The organism is Glutamicibacter sp. NPDC088483 (assembly GCF_044753145.1).
Lineage (GTDB): Bacteria > Actinomycetota > Actinomycetes > Actinomycetales > Micrococcaceae > Glutamicibacter.
The window spans coordinates 39321-59537 of record NZ_JBIVMP010000009.1; the positions used below are offsets into that span (position 1 = coordinate 39321).

General features: G+C 63.4%; 19 protein-coding genes. 6 read left to right on the top strand and 13 right to left on the bottom strand.

What is annotated here, in order from left to right; translation table 11 throughout:
• Window positions 1-8 precede the first annotated feature (8 nt).
• From trxA to ACIP6G_RS17605, 6 genes are all read right to left on the bottom strand, one after another.
• Complete coding sequence (gene trxA / locus ACIP6G_RS17580) at window positions 9-353, bottom strand: thioredoxin (RefSeq protein ID WP_105658979.1); 345 nt, start codon at window positions 351-353, stop codon at window positions 9-11.
• Window positions 350-1219 (bottom strand): sulfite exporter TauE/SafE family protein, encoded by an 870-nt coding sequence (locus ACIP6G_RS17585; RefSeq protein ID WP_400291559.1) that lies wholly within the window; start codon window positions 1217-1219, stop codon window positions 350-352. The genes trxA and ACIP6G_RS17585 overlap by 4 nt, the downstream gene beginning before the upstream one ends.
• A 3-nt stretch (window positions 1220-1222) precedes the next feature.
• Window positions 1223-1762 (bottom strand): rhodanese-like domain-containing protein, encoded by a 540-nt coding sequence (locus ACIP6G_RS17590; protein WP_388026027.1) that lies wholly within the window; start codon window positions 1760-1762, stop codon window positions 1223-1225.
• 32 nt (window positions 1763-1794) lie between these two features.
• Window positions 1795-3180 carry a rhodanese-like domain-containing protein gene (locus ACIP6G_RS17595; RefSeq protein ID WP_400291561.1) on the bottom strand — a complete coding sequence of 462 codons (1386 nt, stop codon included), beginning with the start codon at window positions 3178-3180 and terminating at the stop codon, window positions 1795-1797.
• Between the two features lie 118 nt (window positions 3181-3298).
• On the bottom strand, window positions 3299-3751 hold the full coding sequence (locus tag ACIP6G_RS17600; protein WP_400291563.1) for a hypothetical protein: 453 nt from the start codon (window positions 3749-3751) through the stop codon (window positions 3299-3301).
• 4 nt (window positions 3752-3755) lie between these two features.
• Window positions 3756-4424, bottom strand: coding sequence for a GntR family transcriptional regulator (locus tag ACIP6G_RS17605; RefSeq protein ID WP_105658974.1), 669 nt, complete (start codon window positions 4422-4424; stop codon window positions 3756-3758).
• 130 nt (window positions 4425-4554) lie between these two features.
• On the opposite strand from ACIP6G_RS17605, the gene ACIP6G_RS17610 reads away from it, so the two are divergent.
• Complete coding sequence (locus ACIP6G_RS17610; protein ID WP_400291565.1) at window positions 4555-7386, top strand: FAD-binding and (Fe-S)-binding domain-containing protein; 2832 nt, start codon at window positions 4555-4557, stop codon at window positions 7384-7386.
• A gap of 122 nt (window positions 7387-7508) precedes the next feature.
• Here the strand turns inward: ACIP6G_RS17610 and ACIP6G_RS17615 are convergent, their stop codons facing one another.
• Complete coding sequence (locus ACIP6G_RS17615) at window positions 7509-8969, bottom strand: HNH endonuclease (protein WP_400291567.1); 1461 nt, start codon at window positions 8967-8969, stop codon at window positions 7509-7511.
• A gap of 334 nt (window positions 8970-9303) precedes the next feature.
• Here ACIP6G_RS17615 and ACIP6G_RS17620 point away from each other — a divergent pair, with 334 nt between their 5' ends.
• Window positions 9304-10773 carry an amino acid permease gene (locus tag ACIP6G_RS17620; protein WP_400291569.1) on the top strand — a complete coding sequence of 490 codons (1470 nt, stop codon included), beginning with the start codon at window positions 9304-9306 and terminating at the stop codon, window positions 10771-10773.
• 121 nt (window positions 10774-10894) lie between these two features.
• On the opposite strand, the gene ACIP6G_RS17625 is transcribed toward ACIP6G_RS17620, so the two are convergent.
• From ACIP6G_RS17625 to ACIP6G_RS17645, 5 genes are all read right to left on the bottom strand, one after another.
• Window positions 10895-12400: a tripartite tricarboxylate transporter permease gene (locus ACIP6G_RS17625; protein WP_359198782.1), complete on the bottom strand. Its 1506-nt coding sequence runs from the start codon at window positions 12398-12400 to the stop codon at window positions 10895-10897.
• Window positions 12400-12921: a tripartite tricarboxylate transporter TctB family protein gene (locus tag ACIP6G_RS17630; protein ID WP_400291572.1), complete on the bottom strand. Its 522-nt coding sequence runs from the start codon at window positions 12919-12921 to the stop codon at window positions 12400-12402. Before ACIP6G_RS17630 ends, ACIP6G_RS17625 begins: the two co-directional genes overlap by 1 nt.
• Window positions 12911-13288, bottom strand: a complete 378-nt coding sequence (locus tag ACIP6G_RS17635; protein WP_359198776.1) for a universal stress protein — start codon at window positions 13286-13288, stop codon at window positions 12911-12913. Before ACIP6G_RS17635 ends, ACIP6G_RS17630 begins: the two co-directional genes overlap by 11 nt.
• 22 nt (window positions 13289-13310) lie before the next feature.
• Window positions 13311-14333: a tripartite tricarboxylate transporter substrate-binding protein gene (locus ACIP6G_RS17640; RefSeq protein WP_359198773.1), complete on the bottom strand. Its 1023-nt coding sequence runs from the start codon at window positions 14331-14333 to the stop codon at window positions 13311-13313.
• 155 nt (window positions 14334-14488) lie between these two features.
• Complete coding sequence (locus tag ACIP6G_RS17645) at window positions 14489-15157, bottom strand: GntR family transcriptional regulator (protein ID WP_359198770.1); 669 nt, start codon at window positions 15155-15157, stop codon at window positions 14489-14491.
• Window positions 15158-15324: 167 nt separating this feature from the next.
• On the opposite strand from ACIP6G_RS17645, the gene acnA reads away from it, so the two are divergent.
• From acnA to ACIP6G_RS17665, 4 genes are read left to right on the top strand one after another with little or no spacing between them, the layout of a single operon-like run.
• Window positions 15325-17973, top strand: a complete 2649-nt coding sequence (gene acnA / locus ACIP6G_RS17650) for an aconitate hydratase AcnA (RefSeq protein ID WP_400291575.1) — start codon at window positions 15325-15327, stop codon at window positions 17971-17973.
• Window positions 17970-19205, top strand: a complete 1236-nt coding sequence (locus ACIP6G_RS17655; protein WP_400291576.1) for an NADP-dependent isocitrate dehydrogenase — start codon at window positions 17970-17972, stop codon at window positions 19203-19205. The genes acnA and ACIP6G_RS17655 overlap by 4 nt, the downstream gene beginning before the upstream one ends.
• Window positions 19177-19380, top strand: coding sequence for a hypothetical protein (locus tag ACIP6G_RS17660; protein ID WP_359198761.1), 204 nt, complete (start codon window positions 19177-19179; stop codon window positions 19378-19380). The genes ACIP6G_RS17655 and ACIP6G_RS17660 overlap by 29 nt, the downstream gene beginning before the upstream one ends.
• A gap of 39 nt (window positions 19381-19419) precedes the next feature.
• The gene (locus ACIP6G_RS17665) at window positions 19420-19689 is read left to right on the top strand and encodes a hypothetical protein (protein WP_400291578.1); all 270 of its coding nucleotides are present in this window, start codon (window positions 19420-19422) and stop codon (window positions 19687-19689) included.
• Here the strand turns inward: ACIP6G_RS17665 and ACIP6G_RS17670 are convergent.
• Window positions 19686-19967 carry a hypothetical protein gene (locus ACIP6G_RS17670; protein ID WP_105658972.1) on the bottom strand — a complete coding sequence of 94 codons (282 nt, stop codon included), beginning with the start codon at window positions 19965-19967 and terminating at the stop codon, window positions 19686-19688. The two genes, ACIP6G_RS17665 and ACIP6G_RS17670, sit on opposite strands and share 4 nt — an antisense overlap.
• Window positions 19968-20217: the final 250 nt, after the last annotated feature.

Consider the following 20217-nt stretch of genomic DNA (forward strand, 5'->3'; position numbering starts at 1 on the left):
GTAGCGGGTTAGTCGTCTTCTGCAATTTCGGCATCCAGGTGTTTGAGTTGGACGAGCAACTGCTCCATAGCGCCAGAGCTCAACGCTCCGGGTTTTGAATGTACAAGTATCCCATCCTTGAACGCCATGAGCGTCGGTATGGATGCAATCCGGGCTGCCTGCGCCAAATCCGGCTGGGTCTCGGTATTCACCTTGGCGAAGGCGATTTCAGGATGCGCCGCGGATGCTTCGTCGAAAATCGGGGCAAAGCCGCGGCAAGGACCGCACCAAGGCGCCCAGAAATCCACGAGCACCAGCCGGTTCCTTGCGATGAACCCAGCGAAGTTCGAAGCTGACAATTCAAGCGGCTTCATCGGGTTTCTCCTTTCAGAACGAGCGGGCAGCGCGCCCCCATCGCCGGAATTTTGTTGCACAGCAGCACCAATGCGCCCGCGAGGGCTGCAACCGCAACTACGACCAGCCCGCCGGGAGCCGGCAGTTCCTGGCTGAGCACGAACACGCCCATGGCCAAGACGAAGTAGCCGAAACCCTTGCGCAAAGCGCGTTCGTCGATCCTGCGCGAAAGCCGTGCGCCGATCAACGAACCGAGGATCGCGGTGGTCGCCAGCCCTGCGGCCAGCGGCCAATCCAGTGCAACTGAATTCAACTGCCCGGCCAGGCCAGTGATCGAATTCAGGGTGATCACCAGCAGGGAGGTGCCCACCGCCTGTTGCATGGACAGCCCGGCCTGCAAAGCCAGTGCAGGGACGAGCAGGAAACCGCCTCCGGCACCGACCAGGCCGGTGACCATGCCAATGCCCAAGCCGACCGGGGCGGACAGCCACAACGGCTGTGTTGCGCTGCCAGTGTTTTTCCGTCCGCGGATCATCCCGCGGGCACTGGCCAGCATGATGATCGCGAAACCGAGCATCAGCAGCTGGGCAGGGATCCCGCTGGCCAGCAGCCCGCCGCCAAAGGCGCCAAGCATGCTGGTGGCCGCGAAGACCATCCCCTGTTTCCAACGCACATTGGCCTTGCGGGCATGCGGGATCAGGCTCGTTGCCGAGGTCGCACCGACCACCAGCAGGGAGGTGGCGATCGCTTCCTTGGCGGGCAACCCGGCTACATAGCTGAGCAGGGGAACCATCAGGATTGAACCGCCGCCGCCGAACAGTCCCAGGGCCAGCCCGACGATGCTCGCTAGTGCAAGGGCCAGAACCAGCAGCGGTCCGAACTCCATGGCCTACTTCTTTACTTTGTTCCAGGGCATCTTGCCCAAGAAGCTGATCATCGGGCAAGAATCCCGCAGGGCTGAGAACACCAGTCCGCCACCGATGGCCGCCGAAAGATAGGCGAACTTCGGGGAGATGAACTTCGCTCCGAGCAACCCGGCGAGCACCACGGAACCTGCGGTCATGCGCATCTGGCGGTCCAGCGCCCAACGCTGCACGCCGCGCACCATGGTGCCGCCGGCATTTTCGTAGGCGGTGACGCCGCCAAGCAGTACCGTGCTGTGCTCGATCTGCTGCTCCTGCAGGGCACGCTGCGCCTTGGAAGCACGGTTGCCGCTGTGGCAGATCAGCACCGGCTTGCCTGGAATCTTGGCGAGCACCTCGGTGGCGTTGGCGGTGAATTCTTCGAGCGGCACGTTGTACGAGCCGGGAATGTGGAGGGTTTCGAATTCGCCCGCGGTGCGCACGTCAATCAAGGCGAGGTCCGTGTCGGGGGCTTCCACCAAGCATCTAAGTGCTTCGGCGTCCATGGTGGTCAAAGGAGTAGTCATTGAATGCAGTTCAGCTTTCGTGGCGGGGGTGGCTAGTTGGCGAAGGAGGACCAGCCGAGGTAGCTGCCCTCAAGCTCGACGACGTTGTAGCCGGCATCGCGCAGTGCGCTGGTGGCCACGGCATTGCGCATGCCGCTTTGGCAGTAGGTGACGATGGTGCCGCCGGCGGGCAGCTGATCGAGATTCCACAACACCCGTCCGCCGGACAGCTGCTTGGCGCCCGGGATATGCCCGGCGGCGAACTCGGTCTTGTTGCGGACATCCAGCAGCATCTCGTACTCGAAATCGTCCAGCTGTGCCGGGGTGATCGACTTCGGCTTCACCGTTGGCAGGCCTTCCAAGCTGGTGGTGAAACCCTTGACCGCGTCGATGCCCACGCGCATTAGGTGGGCGCGGATCGTCGCGGCGTGTTCGCCGGTCTCGGCCAGCACGATCAGGGCGCGTTGGTCCTTTTCCGGATCGTAGGCCCAGGCGCCGAAGCTGGCGGTCTTCGCCGTACCCGGGATGGACAGCGCGCCGGGAACGGTGCCTGCGGCGATCTGGGTGTACCCACGGGTATCGACGAACACCGAGACCCCCGCCTCCACCTGCTGGAGGAGCTGCTGGACGGGTATTTCAGCTAGGGGGTCGAGCTGGCCCAGGATGGCTGGGCCCAGGCGGTTCTGCCGCTTCATGCGGCCGAAGTAGGCGTGGGCGTCAGGCTGGCCGTTGAGCAGTTCGGCGATGAAGCCGTCCTGGTCGTCGTTGGCCAGGTAGGTGCTCCACCAGGCGAACTCGCGTTCGTAGCCCAACGTGGTGGAAGGGACCGCGCCCAGCGCTTTGCCGCAGGCGCTGCCCGAGCCGTGGCCTGGATGCACCTGGATGTAATCGGGCAATTCTGCCAGGGTTTTCTTCAGCGAAGCAAAGAGATCGCGGGCGCCTTCGAAGCGGGTATCGACACCGCCGGCGGCCTCGTCCAGCAAATCCGGACGGCCTAGGTCGCCGGCGAAGATGAAGTCGCCGGAGAGCAGGTAGCCAGGGTCTTGGCTGAAGGCTCCGTCGGTGATGGTGTAAGCCAGGTGCTCCGGGGTGTGGCCCGGGGTGTGGCGGGCGGCGATGCGCAGGTTGCCCAGCGTGATGATATCGCCATCCATCAAACGTTCTGCCTCGAATCCGTACTGCCAATCTTTGCCGCCCTCGCCCGAAACGTAGCTGGTGGCGCCGGTGGCGGCGGCTAGTTCGCGGGTTCCGGAAAGGTAGTCGGCGTGGATGTGGGTTTCAGCGACGGCCGTGATGCGCATGCCGTGCTTGGCAGCCAGGGCAAGGTAGTCGGCGATGTCGCGGCGCGCGTCGACCACGAGAGCTTCGCCTTTGGCCTGGCAGCCGATGAAGTAGCTGGCCTGCGCGAGATCTTCGTCGTAGAGGCGTTCAAGCAGCATGGTTGGTTCCTTTCAAGGTGGATTGGAACCAGACTAGTCTATACCCCCGGGGGTATGTCAAAATACGGATGGGGGTATGTGCGGAGGCCCGCAATGCCGCTAGGTGGGAAAGGTGTTTTTATGCCCGGGTGAAAGTGCGCAGCCAGCCGGTTAGCCGCAGCTGCTCCGCGGGGTCCAAGGTTGCCAATAGCTGCAGGGTGCCGTCGTCTGCGGGGCGCAGAATACCCAGGTGATCGGCTGGAACATCGGACATCGCCTCGCCAGCCGGGGAATCGGGCGATGCGCTCGCCGCCCTGGAGATGAAGACCTCGTCGGGTGAACCGTTCCAACCCTCGAGGATCGAGATGGTGCCTTCCAGCAGGCGCAGGGCCTCGTGCGCGTGGATCCATGCGGTGGCATCTTTGGCAGCCAGCTCGAACCCGGCTTCGGGAACACTCTTGCGCAGGCCCGTGGCCAGGACGCGCGCTTTCGCGCTGAGCCCCTCGGCCTGGAAGGCAGCTACCGCATCCAGGCGCTGTGTCATGCGCGCGAAGTCCTGCTCAATGCTTTTCCTGCTTGCGAAAATGCCCATGCTCCTATCTTCGCCTACCTTGGGAAAGGCTGTCGAGGTGCTCGGCCAATCGGGTGCTCGCGCGGGAGAGGTGCTGGGCCAAAACCTCTGCCGCGCCCTGGGCATCGCCGGCGGCGATGCATTCGAGCAGGCGTTCATGTTCGCTGGCGATATCCGCGGTGTTCAGCAGCGTTGCATCCTGGACGTGGGTCATGCACAGGCGAATCTCATCGCTGAGCTGGCCGTAGATTGCGCTGGTACGCGTCGAATCCAGGGCCTGGACCAGTGCGGAGTGGAAGCGGACATCCGGATCGACGATCTGGATCGGGGAAGCATCGCGCAGTGCGGTGATTTCGGCATTGGCCTCGCGTGCAGCTTCCGGGACCTGTCCGGTGCTGGCCAGCAGTCGCACGGCCTCTGCTTCGATGATGGCGCGGGTGCGGTAGATGTCGCGGGCGTCGGCGGATGAGAGCAGCGTGACTTTCGCGCTCTGATGCGCGTTGCGCGTCAGCAGGCCGCTGGCAACGAGGTTCTCCAGCGCGGCCTTGGCGGTTGGCCGGGCCACTTCATAGTGCGCGGCGACGTCCACTTCGCCCAGCGGGGTGCCGGGAGACAGTTCCCCGCTGAAAATCCGGGCACGCAGTGACTTGACGACGGCCTGAACCACGGAAACCACACCTAAACGGGCCGCCATCAGGGTCCTTTCGAGCCGCGGAAAATTTACCTAACAAGTATCCCATGAATCGTACTACTATGGCTTGTGTACTTGTAAGACAATTTCCGTATTCGGCAAGCTCCGCTTGCCAACTGCACAGGAGCGCACCATGGCATTGAGCACGCCAGCACTCGGAGAAACGACGGTTTCATCCGGCATCCTCGATCTGGTCGGCGACCAGGATCGCGTCAAGACCCGATCCATCGACCGCGTTGCCTACGCCTCGGATGCCTCGCACTACCTGTACACGCCGCAAGCTGTCGTGCTGGCCAAGGACGCCGCGGAAGTCTCCGCGCTGCTGGCTGCGGCCGCGCGCGGCAACCAGCCGGTCACCCTGCGCTCGGGCGGCACCTCGCTGGCCGGGCAAGCCAGCGGCGACGGACTGATGATTGATGTGCGCCGCAACTTCCGCGGCATCACCGTGCTCGATAACGGAGCGCGCGTGCGCGTGCAGCCCGGTGCCACCGTCCGCCAGGTCAACGCGCGCCTGGCCGTCTACGGCAGCAAGCTGGGGCCGGATCCGGCCAGCGAGGCGGCCTGCACCATCGGAGGCGTGATCGCGAACAACTCCTCGGGGATGGCCTGCGGCACCGAATTCAACACCTACCGCACCCTGGAATCCATGACTTTCGTGCTCCCCTCGGGCACCATGATCGACACCGCGGATCCGCAGGCCGACCGCAAACTGGCCGCCGCTGAACCGCAACTGGTCGCCACGCTGGACAAGCTGGGCCAGCGCGTGCGCAGCAACCCGGCCTCGGTCGCCAAGATTGAGAAGCACTTCGCGCTGAAGAACACCATGGGCTATGGCATCAATGCCTTCCTGGACTACGACACCCCGGCAGAGCTGATGGCACACCTGATCATCGGCTCCAAGGGCACCCTGGCTTTCGTCGCCGAGGCCGTCTTCCGCACCGTGCCGATCCGCAAGCTGGCCATTGCCACCTTGGCCGTCTTCGATAACCTGGATCTGGCCACCCGGGCGCTGCCTGAACTCGTGGATTCCGGCGCCGCCACCCTGGAGCTGATGGATTCCACGTCGCTGCGCGTGGGCCAGTCGCTGCCCGGCGTGCCGGATGCCATCATGGGCTTCGACGTCGACCAGCAGGCCGCCTTGCTGGTCGAATACCATGCGGACGCCGAAGAGGAACTGGCCGGGCTGCGCTCCGCTGGCCAGTCGCTGCTCGACGCATCGGCATTGCGGGCCCCAGCGGTGCTGTCCCCAAATGCGAAGAACCGCCAGGCCGCGTGGAAGTTCCGAAAGGGCCTGTATGCTTCGGTAGCCGGTGCCCGCGCCACAGGCACCACCGCGCTGCTCGAAGACGTCGTGGTCCCGGTAGAGTCCCTGGCCGAAACCTGCGACAGCCTGCAGGAGCTGTTCACCGAGTACGGCTACGCGGATTCGGTGATCTTCGGCCACGCCAAGGACGGCAACATCCACTTCATGCTCACCGACCGTTTCGAAGGCGATGCGGCGTTGAACCGGTACAACTCCTTCAACGACAAGATGGTCCAGCTGATTCTGGACAAGGACGGCAACCTCAAGGCGGAGCACGGCACCGGCCGCGCCATGGCGCCGTTCGTGCGCGCGCAGTACGGCGATGAGCTCTACGAGGTGCACCTGGAGCTGAAAGCCGCCTGCGACCCCCGCCTGATGATGAACCCCGGGGTGATCATCGACGAAGACCACGCCGCGCACATCCGCAACATCAAGCTCAACGAGACCATCGAGATCGAGGCCGACCACTGCGTGGAATGCGGCTATTGCGAGCCGGTCTGCCCGTCCAAGGACCTGACCCTGACCCCGCGCCAGCGCATCGTCGTGCGCCGGGCCATCGCCAAGGCCGAGGCCGAGGGCAACGCCGAGCTGGCGGCCGAACTGGAGCGTGACTATGAATACAACGGCGTGCAGACCTGTGCCGTGGACGGCATGTGCGTCACCGCCTGCCCGGTGGGCATCAACACCGGCCTGCTGGTCAAGCGCCTGCGCCGCGAAGACGCGCACCCGGTCCTGGAAGCCGGCTTCAAGGCCGCAGCCAAGGGATGGGGACCTGCCACGCGCGCTGGTTCGCTGGCCCTGAGCATCGCCGATAAATTCCCTGCTTCGCTGGTCCGCGGTGCCACCGATGCTGCGCGCAAGGTGGTCAGTACCGACACCATGCCACGTTACGATGCCGACCTGCCCGGCGGTGGCAAGGCGCGCAAGCCCATGGCCGGCAACTTGGGTGCAGCTGGCACCGAGCCGCTGGCCATCTACCTGCCAGCCTGCGTGAATTCGATGTTCGGCCCTGCAGGAGACGGGGAAGGCGTTGCCCCGGCGTTCACCAAGCTGCTGCACGCTGCTGGCGTCTCGGTTTACGTCCCCGAGGGCATTGAATCCACCTGCTGCGGTACCCCGTGGACTTCCAAGGGCTACGAACAGGGCCATGAGGTCATGGGCCAGCGCGTGCTGGAAGAAGTCCGTGCGGCCATGCCGGGCAAGGTCCTGCCGATCATCTCCGATGCCTCCAGCTGCACCGAAGGCTTTGCGCATACCCTGGCCGAGCATGGCTACGAAGTGGTTGACCTGCTGGCGTTCACTTCGCAGCACTTGCTGGAGAAGCTGCCAGCGCTCGAGAAGATCTCCTCGGTCACCTTGCACCCAACCTGCTCGTCCACGCAGATGGGCCTGAACCCGGACATGCAGAAGATCGCAGAGGCTGTGGCAGATACCGTGAACACCCCGGTGAACTGGGGCTGCTGTGGTTTTGCCGGTGACCGCGGCATGCTGCATCCGGAGCTGACCGAGTCGGCTACCGCTCGCGAAGCTGCCGAGGTTCGTGAACTGGATGCGCAGGAACACGCTTCGTGCAACCGCACCTGTGAACTGGGCATGACCCGTGCGACGGGCAAGGAATACCGCCACATCGTTGAACTGCTGGCAGACGCCGCCAGCAAGTAGAGGTCGGAGCAAAGCCGCTTGGAAAGTAGTTTCCAGGCGGCTTTGTCGCAGGATGCTGCGCAAAGCCGGTGGCGTCGAGCGGCATTAAGCCATGAGTACGCGCAATGGTTGCTTGCCGGGAGTCAGGCTGCGATGTCTTCAGGGCCATCCTTGGGCTTCAGCCGTTCCTTGAGTTGCTGTATCCATTTCGAGTCGCGTCTCAATTGTGGGAACGGCTTGTGCGCGTATCCCGTAGCTGGTGGGGCGGTGGACTTGTAGGACATCGCCGAGCCGGGGCAGATCATGATGGTGTGGCCGTTGCCGTAGGTCGTGTATTCGTACCAGCCGGCGGCTTCCTTGGCTTTGTTGCAACTAGCGCAGCGGCCATCGCCGTTGAAGACGGTGCTCTTGCCTCCGCGGGCGTATTGCTTGACGTGGTCTATTTCCTCCACGATGCCGTCGCAGAACGGGGTGCGGCAGTGCCGGTCGCGGATCGCGATGAACTTCTTGAGCTTTTCCGGGAAGATCCGGGCTTTGGAGTCCATGGCGATCAGGTCCTGGTCGCCGGGTGCGGTGTAGAGGCGGGCGAGTTCGGTGCGCACGTCGAGTTGTTCGATCAGTTCCGTGGTGGGTTTGGCGTCCATTTGGTCGAAGGTCAGGCTGTTGGGGATCTGGTGCCCGCTGATCCATTCGCGTACGCTCTGGGCGGGGATGAAGCCGTAGCCTTCCAGATAGGCTGGTTCGCGTTCGCCGGCGAACAGGGCCCGGTCGGTCATGACTACTGCGACTTGCAGGGCGATGGGCATCTTGGAGGGTTCGCCGACCATCATGTAGCTGAAGAGCAGGTCGGCGCGGATCTGGGTGCGGGTGCGCGGGTCGCCTTTTTTGCGCAGGGTTTTCGATTCTTCGTCGAGGTAGCGTTTGAGGCACATGCCCTGCAGCAGGGGGTATTCGCCGTGGATGATGATGCGGCCGTGCTGGTCGTCGATTTTCAGGGTGAGGTTGCGTTGCTCTTCGACGGTTTTCTGCTTGATGGAGTCGGGGTCGGAGATGTAGGCCAAGGCGAATTTTCGGACTGTTTCCTTGATTTGGGTGGTGCCCATGGATTCGAACATGTGCGGGTTCTGGGCGTAGAGCTGGTCGAATTCGGTGCGGCGCTGGGGTTTGAGGTCTTGGAGCGGGGTGAGGATGGCTTGGGTTTGGGCTTCGGTGAATTCGCCGCGGGCGCAGGCGGCGGCGAGGTTCGGGGTGTCTTCGAAGAGGATGCGGCAATTGACCAGGTAGTTGCGCATGCCGTGCGGTGATTGCTTGCGGGCCAGGGCGACGCAGGCGGCTGCGCCGCGGGTTTGGTCATCGAGGTGGACGCCGCGTTCTTCGTGGTCGCGGACGTATTCTTTTTCGATTTGGTGGGCGAGGCAGGCCTGCTTGCAGCGTGCTGCGGAGATGAGGGCTTCCAGCAATTCGATACCGTGGGCGCAGTCGGCTTTGCTGCCGTGTTCCTCGAGGGCGGAGAGGTCGTTTTGCACGGTTTGGACGTGGAGGTCGAATTCCTCGGGGGGTGCTGGTGGGGTGAGGCTGTTTCCGTGCGCCTTTGCTTCGGACATGTTCTAATTATACTTCGCTTGTTCGAACATGTCTTCTAATAGTGTGGAAAACTTCAGGGGTTTTCGATAGGCGCTAGTGCGCGAAGCGGAATAAAATGCATAAATATGCATTCCTGATCATGAAATCCATCTCAAAAGCTGACTGCCGAGCGATGCGCAAATACGGCTAATGCCCAAGAAGAAGCGGGAATTAGTGCGAACCCGCCGGATTCCTGAAAAGTCGGGACCAGCTGGATTATGACATGATATTCCAGTTCAGAACTTCCACGCGCAGCGCCCGGCCGCATCCTAGGCAGGGGCGAGGCAGCACCACCATTTCCCTTGAGGATCCGCGATGAACCGCAAACCGTCCGTGAGCAGTCCGGCCACCCTGCTGGGCGCGCAGCTGCGCCGCCGCAAGTCGATCACGAATATGATCGCCGAAGCGGAAACCAATGCAGGGGCAGGCCAGCTGCGCCGCACCTTGGGCATGTGGCAGCTGACCATGATCAGCGTCGGCGCCACCATGGGCACCGGCATCCTGGTGATCCTCGGCGATACCGTGCCGATCGCCGGTCCGGCCATCTGGATCTCGTTCGTGATCGCGGGCATTACCGCGCTGCTTTCGGCGGTGTCCTATGCCGAAATGGCCGGCATGGTTCCGGTTACCGGCTCCAGCTATTCCTATTCCTATGCCACCATGGGCGAAGGCATCGCCTGGATCTGCGGCTGGTGCCTGGTGCTCGAATACGCGGTGTCGGTGGCTGCGGTGGCCGTGGGTTCGGGCCAGTACGTGAACGAAACGTTGCGCACCTTCGGCATGGAGCTGCCCGAGCTGCTGGCTGGCGGCCCGGCCGACGGCGGAGTGGTTAACCTGCCGGCGCTGATCGTCGTCGCACTGGCCACCTTGCTGCTGGTGCGCGGGGCGCGCGAGTCGGCCATCGTGAACTCGATCGTCGTGGCCATCAAGGCCGGCATCCTGCTCTTCTTCTCGGCCGTCGCCTTCAGCGCCTTCAATGCGGGCAACTTCGAGCCGCTGCTGCCAATGGGCGCCGCCGGCGTGACCGCGGCGGCATCGAGCGTGTTCTTCTCCTATATCGGCTTCGACGCCGCCTCGACGGCCGGCGAGGAAGCCAAGAACCCGAAGCGCGACCTGCCCCGGGCGATCATGCTCTCCATGCTGATCGTGACCATCAGCTACGTGCTGGTGGCCGTTTCGGCGATCGGCGCGCGCGAATGGAACTGGTTCGAAGGCGCACAGGCGCCGCTGGTGCAGATCATCGGCGAACTGACCGGGCAGCCGATCTTCGTGCTGGTCTTCGCGGTCGCCGCCGTGCTGGCCATCGCCTCGGTAGTGCTCACCGTGCTCTACGGCCAGACCCGCATCCTGCTGGCCATGTCGCGCGACGGGCTGGTGCCCGCGGTGTTCGGCAAGGTCTCGGCCCGCACCGGCACCCCGGTCGCCGGCACCTGGATCACCGGCATCCTGGTGGCGGTCACGGCCGGGTTCATCCCGCTGGGCGCACTGGCCGACGCCACCAGCATCGGCACGCTGTTCGCCTTCGCGCTGGTGGGCGCCTCGGTGATCTACCTGCGCAGAACCCAGCCCAAGGCCGAGCGCACCTTCCGCGTGCCGCTGTACCCGCTCACCCCGATCCTGGGCATCTTCGCTTGCCTGTTCCTGATGAGCCAGCTCGGTTGGCATACCTGGCTGGTATTCATCATCTGGATGATCGTCGGCGCAGCGCTCTACCTTGGCTACGGCCGGCGCCGTTCGCGCCTGGGCCAGATGAGCGCGCAGGACTACGCGGCCAGCCACCTGTAGAACCGCAGGCGGGGGCCCAGGACACATCACCGCGCACCGCCTGGCTCCCCGGGCGCGCTTGGCCGCAGCGCACGAACCGATGGAACTTGGCGTGCAGCCGGGAAATCCCAAAGCGTTGCAGCTACACGTCCTGGCGGCGCGGGGAAGCGATCCGGCGCCACAGGCTGTAGCCGATCATCGCCGCCAGCAGCGCATACAGGGTGATCGTGATCCCCGAACCGAGCAGGATCGACAATTCGCCGCCGCTGGACATCAGCGCATTGCGCAGGCTGGTTTCGGCCAGCGGGCCGAGCACCACGCCGATCATCACCGGAGCCAGCGGGTATCCGTAGCGGCGCATCAAGAATGCGACGAAACCGATGGCCAGCACCAGCAGCAGGTCGATCACCGAGGCGCCGGTGGCATAGACGCCCAGCCCGCAGAACACCGTGATGCCGGCGAACAGGTGAGGCTTGGGAATCAGCAGCAGCTTGGCCCACATCGGCGCAAAGGGCAGGTTCAGCACCAGCAACATCACCAGACCGACAAAAAGGCTGGCCAGCAGTGCCCACACCAGATCGGCGTTGCGCTCGAAAAGCATCGGGCCGGGCTGCAGGCCGTATTGCTGGAAGGCGGCGAGCATGATTGCGGCCGTCGCCGAGGTGGGGAGTCCCAGGGCCAGCAGTGCGCCCATGGCGGTGCCGCTGGTGGCATTGCCCGCGGCTTCAGGGGCGGCCACGCCGCGGATCGCGCCGGTGCCGAACTTGGGTTGGCGGCGCTTGCGGTCAAGCTGCCGTTCGGTGCCGTAGGCCAGGAAGGTCGGGACCTCGGCGCCGCCTACCGGGATCACTCCGAAGGGCACGCCGAAAGCGGTGCCTCGCAACCAGGCAGGGATTGCCTCGCGCACTTCGGAGCGCGAAAGGTAGGGACGGCCAGCCACGGAGATGGCGGTCAGCTTCTCATCGCGGTGGATGCGCGAGGCCACATGCAGCACTTCGCCCAGGGCCAGCACTCCGACGGTGATCACAATGATGCTCACCCCGTCGAAAAGCTGGGGCACATTCGCGGTGAAGCGCGAGGCGCCGGAAATGCCGTCGATGCCGACCACGGCCAGGGCCAAGCCCACCAGGAGCGAGGCCAGCCCCTTCAGCGCCGAATCGGAGACCACCGAGGCGGTGGCAATGAATGCGAAGATCGCCAGGGCGAAGTATTCGGCCGGTCCGAAGAACACGGCGATTTCCGCCAACTTCGGGGCGAAGAAGACCACCATGGTGGTGGCGATCAATCCCCCGACAAAGGCGCCGATGGCGCTGGTGGCCAGTGCCTGGGGCGCTCGCCCGTCCTTGGCCATGCGGTGACCCTCGAAGGTCGTGGCAATGGCGGTGGAACCGCCGGGGGTATTCATCAGGATGCCCATGGTGGAGTCGCCGAACAGACCGCCAAAGTAGACTCCGGCGAACATGATGAAGGCGCCGACCGGATCGAGCGAGAAGGTCATCGGCAGCAGCAGGGCCACTGCCATGGAGGATCCCAGGCCGGGAAGCACGCCCACGGCGGTGCCCAACAGGGCTCCGATGAACACCCAGAGCAAGTTCATCGGGGTCAGCGCCTGGCCGAAGCCTTCGAGCAGCAGGTTCATCGATTCCATTAGCCGATCAGTCCTTCCAGAATGCCGCTAGGCAGATTCAGTCCGAGTGCCGCGCCGAAGGCCAGCTGGATGGCGGAGGCGAATACCACGGCGATGCCCAGGTCCCTGGCGCGGTTCTTGCTGCCCAGAGCAAAGGCAACGGTCCAAAACAGGAGGCTGGCACTGATCAGCCAGCCGGCGGGAACCAAGAGCAGGGCGAAAGCCAGGAAGCCTGCGGCGACCAGTGCCACGGTTTTCCAGTCGGAATAGCTCCGGTAATCTTGCCGATCAGCGGCGACGGGTTCCGGGGTGCGCACCAATTGAACGGTTAGCAGCGCTGACAGAACGAAGATCGCGACGATGATCAGGATCGGGAAGAATTTGGGTCCCGGCTGCTTGGCGCCGTCGGGCACCTCCATGGTGATGACGCCGACGCTCAGGTAGATTCCCAGCAGCACGAGGATTCCCGGCAGGACCAGTCCGCTGCGCCCGGTGCCGGGAGAGGTCCGGTGTGCGGCCTGAAGGGCAGCTTCAGTGTTCATCGTCGTCCGCCTTTACGCTCAGTACCGGGATGCTGGCACCGAGGATCACGGCCTGGGCATCGGAACCCATCAGCATTTTCCCTACCCGCGAGCGGGAGCGTACGCCGATGACGATCAGCTGGGCATCCAGTTCGTTGCCCAGGTCGACCAGTTCGTCGGCGGCACGCGGAGAATTGGCGCGAGGCTGCACGAAGCGCGCCCTGCCTTGCAGCCGCTCGGCCAGTTCCGCGTTCGGCCACCTCTCGCCGTTAAGGGCGAAGAGCGGGAAGAGCGCAACCTCGGTGCGGGCCAGTTCGGCGGCGGCCAGGCCATGCCGCAGGGCGGCGGCGCCCTCGGCGGTGTGGGTGTATCCGACCAGAATGGTCATGGTGTCTCCAATATCTTCGGGGCTAGTAGCCGAGCTCATTCCAGATGGCGTCAACGCTTTGGCGTTCGGATTCGAGGAAGTCCTCGAATTCCGGTCCGGTCAGGAAGGTGTCGGCCCACTGGTTGCGTTCCAGGGCGTCGGCCCATTCAGGGGTCTTGACGGTTTCGGCGACGATTTGCTGGAGCTCTCGGACGTTCTCGTCACTCAGGCCGGGAGGCGCGACGATTCCACGCCAGTTAGTCAGCTCGATGTCGTAGCCCAGCTCTTTGAGGGTGGGCACCCCGGTGGCCTGGACCGGTTCGGGGGCGGAGACGGCCAGCGCCCTGAGTTTTCCTGCTTCGATCTGGTCGGCGAAGTCCACCCAGCCGGAGACCGAGGCCTTGATGGTTCCGCTGAGCAGGCTGGTGGCCAGTTCGCCACCGCCTGAATAGGCGATGTAGTTCACCGTGGTGGGCTTGATGCCGGCCTGCTGGGCCAGCTGGGTGATGATCATCTGATCGACGCTGCCCAGGGAGCCGCCGCCGAAGGCGAAGGAATTGGGATCCTCGGCCCAGTCGGTGACCAGTTCGTCCACCGAGTCATAGGGGGAGTCGGCGGGCACCACCAAGACGTCGTAGTCATCGGTGAGCCGAGCGATCGGGGTGACATCCTGGATGGTCGTTTCCGAGCCGTTGATGTTGACGGCTCCGAGCATCGTGATGCCCATGACCATGAGGCTGGATTTCTCGCCGTCCATGCCGGCGAATTTGTTCAGCCCGATGGTGCCGCCGGCGCCGGGGATGTTGACGACCTGGGCGTTATTGACGATTGATTGCGCGCGCATGGCCTGCTGGGCTTCGCGGGCTGCTCCATCCCAACCGCCCCCGGCGCCTGCCGGGGCGATAAGGGTCAGCTGGGCTCGTGCGTTATCGCCGTTGCCGCCGCTGGCCGCGCTGAAGGCCGCCCCGGCGACCACCGCGGCGCCAGCCAAGAGGGCCAAGCAGCGAAGTGCTGTTCGCAGGGGTGGCGGGAGGATCGTGCGCCGCCGGGTGCTGTCAAGAGTCATTCTGATCCTTTCGCGTCCGAGTGCGAGGACCCGGCCGGATATTACAAATTATAAATTATAGTTAATGACCATATGTTGTGACCCATGTCATGTCAAGGTGCTGGCGGAGGGCAAGAAAATACCCCCGGCGCCTTGGGCGCCGGGGGTATTCGGGGCTAGGGGGCTTCGGAGCCCAGGGCGTCAATCGCCCTGCGGCCGAGGCTCCCTTGTACGTGCCGGGCCATTTCTTCTTCGGCCTTGGCTGCATTGCCGGCAGTCACTGCCTTGAGAATGCGCTCATGCTCTGCGGCCACGCGCTTCTTGTCCGCAGCCGAATCCTTCCGCGCGGACAATCCCACCTGGCGGTACCGGTCGGCCTTGTCCCATAGCGATTCAAGCATGCGGATCAGCAGGTCGTTATGCGAGGCCGCATAGATCGACCGGTGGAACTCGCGGTGCGCGGCAAGTGCTTCGAGGTCGGGATTCTGCGCCAACGGACGCATCTTCTCGGCCGCCGCCTTCATGCGGGCGATGTCGCTGTCGGTGCGGTGGGCCGCCGCCAAGGCGGCGGCCATGGGATCCAGCCGTTCGCGCACCTGGAAGAGGTTGGTCGCCTCCCGGGCAGTCAGCGGCGCAACCTTGGCGTTGCGGTGGGCGTCGATGATAATCAGCCCCTCGGCTTCCAGCTTGCGCAGCGCTTCGCGCATCGGGGTCAGGCTGACGCCAAGATCGGCGGCGAGCTGCGATTGCGCCAAGGCTTCGCCCGGAGGTAGTTCCCCGCTCATGATCAGCCCCCTGACGCTCTGATAGGCGTAGGCATTCTTGGTCAGGGCAGCTTGGCTCACGGGTGGCCTCTTTCGAAGTGCAGGGTTTCAGCGATGCACCATTTATAGAGTGCAGCGTCCTTTTTGTAAATGTTAGTCGGTGGGTGCGCTGGGCAAATGGAGGGTGTTGGGTCTGGCGTGGACGTGCGGTACGATTTTATAAATTATAAAAATGAGGGGAGAGGCGAATGCCTTCGCAGAACCAACGGCGCATCACAACCTTCGCATCGGGCGGCAAGAGCTATTCGGCCACCGATCTGAGGGCGGCACTGGGTGCAGAATTCAGCCGGCTTCCCGTCGTGCTCAGGCTGCTGGCAGAAAATACCTTGCGCCGTTCCAGCGTGGAGGAAAGTGCCAGGACCACAGCCAACCTCAAGGATTGGCTGCAGGAGTGCAGATCCGAGGCCGAGCTGGAATACTGGCCGCACCGCATCTTGATGCATGACACCACGAGCACTCCCGCCCTGGTAGATATCGCCGCCATGCGCGACTCGTTGGCCGAGGTCGGGATCGACCCGAGTACATTGAACCCGCAGTTGCAGGTCGAGGTGTCCATCGACCACTCGCTCGCCGTCGAGGACTACGGCCGTGACGACGCTGCACCGCGCAATCTCGCCCATGAGTACCGGCGGAACCAGGAGCGCTACCAGTTCCTGAAATGGGCCCAGCAGTCAATGGATACGGTCAACGTCAACCCGCCCGGAACCGGGATCATGCATACCCTTAATCTGGAGCAGCTGGCTACCGTGGCTCATCCTGACTTTGAGCATTCGGGGGATCCGTCAGCTCCGCTCATCGTCCCTGACATGATGATCGGCACCGATTCGCACACTCCGATGGTCAACGCCTTGGGCGTCCTGGGCTGGGGCGTCGGCGGACTCGAGGCGCAGACGGTCATGTTCGGCCTGCCCACCACCTTGCGCATCCCCGACGTCATCGGTTTCCGGCTGACCGGAGAAATGCCCGCGGGAGCTACCGCCACCGATCTGGCGCTGACCATCACCCATCTCATCCGTGAACGAGGGGCCAGTGGCGAATTTGTCGAGTTCTTCGGGCCGGGGGTGAGCAGCTTGTCGGCCGGGGAAAGGGCAGTAGTTGCGAACATGGCACCGGAATACGGTGCGAGCACCGGCTACTTCCCTGTGGACCAGCAGGTTCTCGACTATCTGGCGCAAACCGGGCGCCCGCGCGAGCAGATCCAATTGGTGCAGGATTACTATCAGGCAACTGGCCTCTGGTTCGACCCGCAGGGGGAGCCGGAATATACCGACGTTCTGGAGCTGGATCTGTCGCAAGTCCGGCTCAGCGCTGCCGGTCCACGCCGCCCGCAGGATCTGATGGAGATATCCAGGATGCCGCAAGCCCTGGAGAGCGAGGCCCGGGGTGTCGAGGAAGATGCAGGTGCGTTGCCCCGGTTCGCCATTGCGTTGGCGGCAATCACCAGTTGCACCAACACTACGGACCCTAAATTGCTGATCGCCGCCGGACTAGTCGCCCGCAAGGCACGAAAGCACGGTCTGAAGGTTCCGCCATGGGTGAAGACCTCGCTGGCCCCGGGTTCGCCGGCGGCCATGAGCTACTTGCGCAGGTCTGGACTTCTGGAGGACCTTGGCTACGCCGGATTCGATGTGGTGGGCTTTGGATGCACCACGTGCATCGGCAACTCCGGGCCGCTCAGCGAACCTGTTGTCCGGGAACTGTCGGCCGCTGCAATTCGGCCGGTCGCGGTCCTTTCCGGGAATCGGAATTTTGCCGGCCGTATCCATCCGGACTTGGATCTGGGGTTCTTGGTCTCCCCGCCGTTGGTGGTGGCCTTTGCGCTCGTTGGGCGCGCCGACGTTGACCTGATGACCTACGAATTTACCCCGGATAATGCCGGCGGCAATCAGATCCAGCTTGCTGATCTGTTGCCGACCCGGGAGGAAGTCCAGGAGGCGTGGAAGCTGGGGCATGATGCCCAGGACTTCGCACGCGACTTCAAGATCGCCACCACCAGCGTCTTGTGGTCGAAACTTGATGCCCCGCAGGGTGCCCAATTCCAATGGAGCGAGGATTCCAACATTCTGCGTCGCCCGCCCTTCGCCGCAGTAGATGAAGGCAACCAGCTCGGAGAGTTTGCTGCGCACCCGCTGCTGGTGCTTGGCGACGATGTCACCACGGACCACATCTCGCCAGCCAGCGCGATACCTGCGGACTCGCTCGTTGCCGACTATCTTGTCTCACGCGGAGAGGAACGGGGAGATCTGAATGTCTTCGCATCCCGACGAGGAAACTTCGAAGTGATGGTGCGTGGCGGATTCCATGCCAAGAATCTCGTCAACAAGCTCGGAGAAAACCTGCCAGTGGCTCATACCGTCCACGCTGGAACCGGGGACGTGGTCCCGCTGACCGAAGCCGCCAGAAGGTACCGCCACCAAGGGAAGAGTGCCGTCATCATTGCCGGGGAACGCTATGGAACCGGCAGTTCGCGGGATTGGGCGGCCAAGGTGCAGCGGCTGCTCGGTGTGCGCGCGGTGCTGGCAGGAAGCTTCGAACGAATCCACCGCTCCAACCTGATTGGCATGGGAGTAGTGCCGTTGCGGGTCCCTAACCACGTCAAAGCCCAGTTGCAACAGGTATGCGCCGAGGACCTGATTGAAATTGCGGTTCAGCCTGCGGCCATCGCGGTGCACGCAACGGTGCCGGTCAAGATCCAGTTCTCCGGCGGAAGCGTTCTCGAATTCGAAGCCTGCCTGGCCGCTGAAACAGAACTGGACCTGGCCTTGCTGCGGGCAGGCGGAGTCATTCCGCACCTGCTGGCCAAGACCCAAGCGCAATTTCAAGGGGCCGCGCGGTGAAAAATACCAATGAACCAAGCGTGATCGTGGAAATCCGTGGCGACGAGGCGGCCAACGAGATGTTCTCCTTGGTGCGCGAACGGATTATCAAGCCTCTCGTTGACGTTTCGCTGCACAGCTTCGACCTGTCATTGGCCAACCGGGAAGCGACTTCTGATGCCATTACCTTGCAGGCCGCCGCGGCGGTGATGAAGCATCGGGCCGCCGTGAAGTGCTCGACCATCACACCCACAGCCGCACAAGTCGAGAACTACGGGTTGAGCCAACGCTGGAAATCGCCCAACGCGACCTTGCGCAAGGCTCTGAACGGCGTCATTTTCCGGGAACCGATTGTGCTGGACTCTGTGCCGCGGATCGTGCCTGGCTGGGAAGCACCGATTGTTGTCGCCCGGCATGCCAACGCTGATCAGTACCAGGCTGCCGACTTCACGGTGTCCGGTGCGGGCAGCCTCCGCCTGAGCTTCATACCTTCTGATGGCTCGGCGCCGCTGATTAAAGAGGTCACAACTTTTGGATCCGATGGCGGTGTGGCCCTGGGCATGTACAACAACATGGACTCCATTCGAGCCTTCGCACGAGCCTGTTTCCAGCAAGCACTGCGTTTAGGGCTTCCGCTGTATTTTTCGACAAAGCACACCGTGCTCAAGGAGTACGACGGAGCTTTTGTCGAAGCATTCGAAGCTGTCTACCGGGCCGAGTTCACGCACCTCTTCGCCCGGGCCGGGCTCAGCTATGAGCATCGGCTGATCGACGACATGGTGTCCTTTGCGATCAAGAGCTCTGGCGGTTTCTTATGGGCGCTGAAGAACTACGACGGTGATGTCCAGGCCGACATCGTTGCCCAAGGGTTTGGCTCGCCGGGCCTGATGGCCTCGGTATTGGCAGGAGAGGACGGCAAAACCTGTCTGTTTGAAGCGGCCCACGGAACCGTGGCCCGGCACTACAAGCGGTGGGCCAAAGGAGAAGTGCTCGGCGCCAATCCCGTGGCCACCATTGCCGCATGGAGCCGCGCCCTCGAACATCGGGGGGCTTTGGACTCAAATGATGAACTGGTGGAGGCGGCCCGGACTATCGATGCCGCGATACGGCAGACCGTTGCAGACGGAGTGATGACTGCGGATCTTGCAGACTTGGTGGGTGGCCAAAGTCCGGTGGGGACCGCCGAGTTCATTGACGCGGTAGCTGGCAAATTGAGTTTCCACCGTGGGCGAGCTGTTGGGCAAGCAGATTGAAACGGAGTTCCCCGACGGGGATTCCCTGCACCCGAAGCGGAACATTGAGAAGTTGTCCGCGGATACCCCGCTGGACGATGCAGACCGCGAGCCGTGGCTTGGCGAAATCGGCAACCGGTTAGCTGCCGCGGGCCAAGTCAAGGCGCTGGTCATTGCGTGTTCCGCGTTGAAATGAAAGTACCGCGACCAGATCAGGCAGCAGGCGCCGGAAACGGTGTTCATCCATATGCACGGCAGCTTCGAGCTGCTGGCCAAGCGCATGGCCGATCGCACCGGACACTTCATGCCCGTGGAGCTGCTTAAATCGCAATTCGCAGCACTTGACGAGCTCCAGGCCGATGAACGACATGTAGTGCTGGATATTGCGGCCTCGCCGAAACAGCTGGTGAACCGCGCCGCCGCATGGTTGGCCAACGGCGAGCCAAGTTCCGCGAAGTTGGGGGCGAGTGCGGCTTTCCGTACCGCCCCCAGTTCTGGCGCCTAGATTTCGCAGGTTTCGGCGGGCGCGTTGCGGATCAATCCGCGCTCGGCCACTAGCGTGCTGATGAGCAGAATGGCGGCGGCCGCGTTCCAGGGAACGAGCGGCAAGTAGCCTTCTGGCGGCAGGTCGGAAAGCAGCCAGCGGGTTACCAGGAACGTGGCCAATCCCAACGCAAGCGAAATGGCGAATGCGATGCCCCGGTGTTTCTTGGAGACGCCCTGCCACGCGGGGATTGATCCGTCGGCAGGTGCTTCAGAGGTGATTCCCAAGAACTTCAGCATGCGTTCCTTCTCGATAATGTCCGATAGTTGTCATATAAATATCAAGTCAACTAAGTGTTATTTCGATAGTATCGAATCTGCAAATTGCTGTACATGGTACTTTCGGATGACACTTCGACCTCGAACACCGAGCCCGGGTGAAACTTTTGGCCCCGTGCACGGCGCGCAGGCCACGGTGGCGCCATTCGGCGTCCGGTGCAGCCAAGCGCGGGGGCAGGACCGAGGTGCGTGGGCGCATCGCTCGGAACGC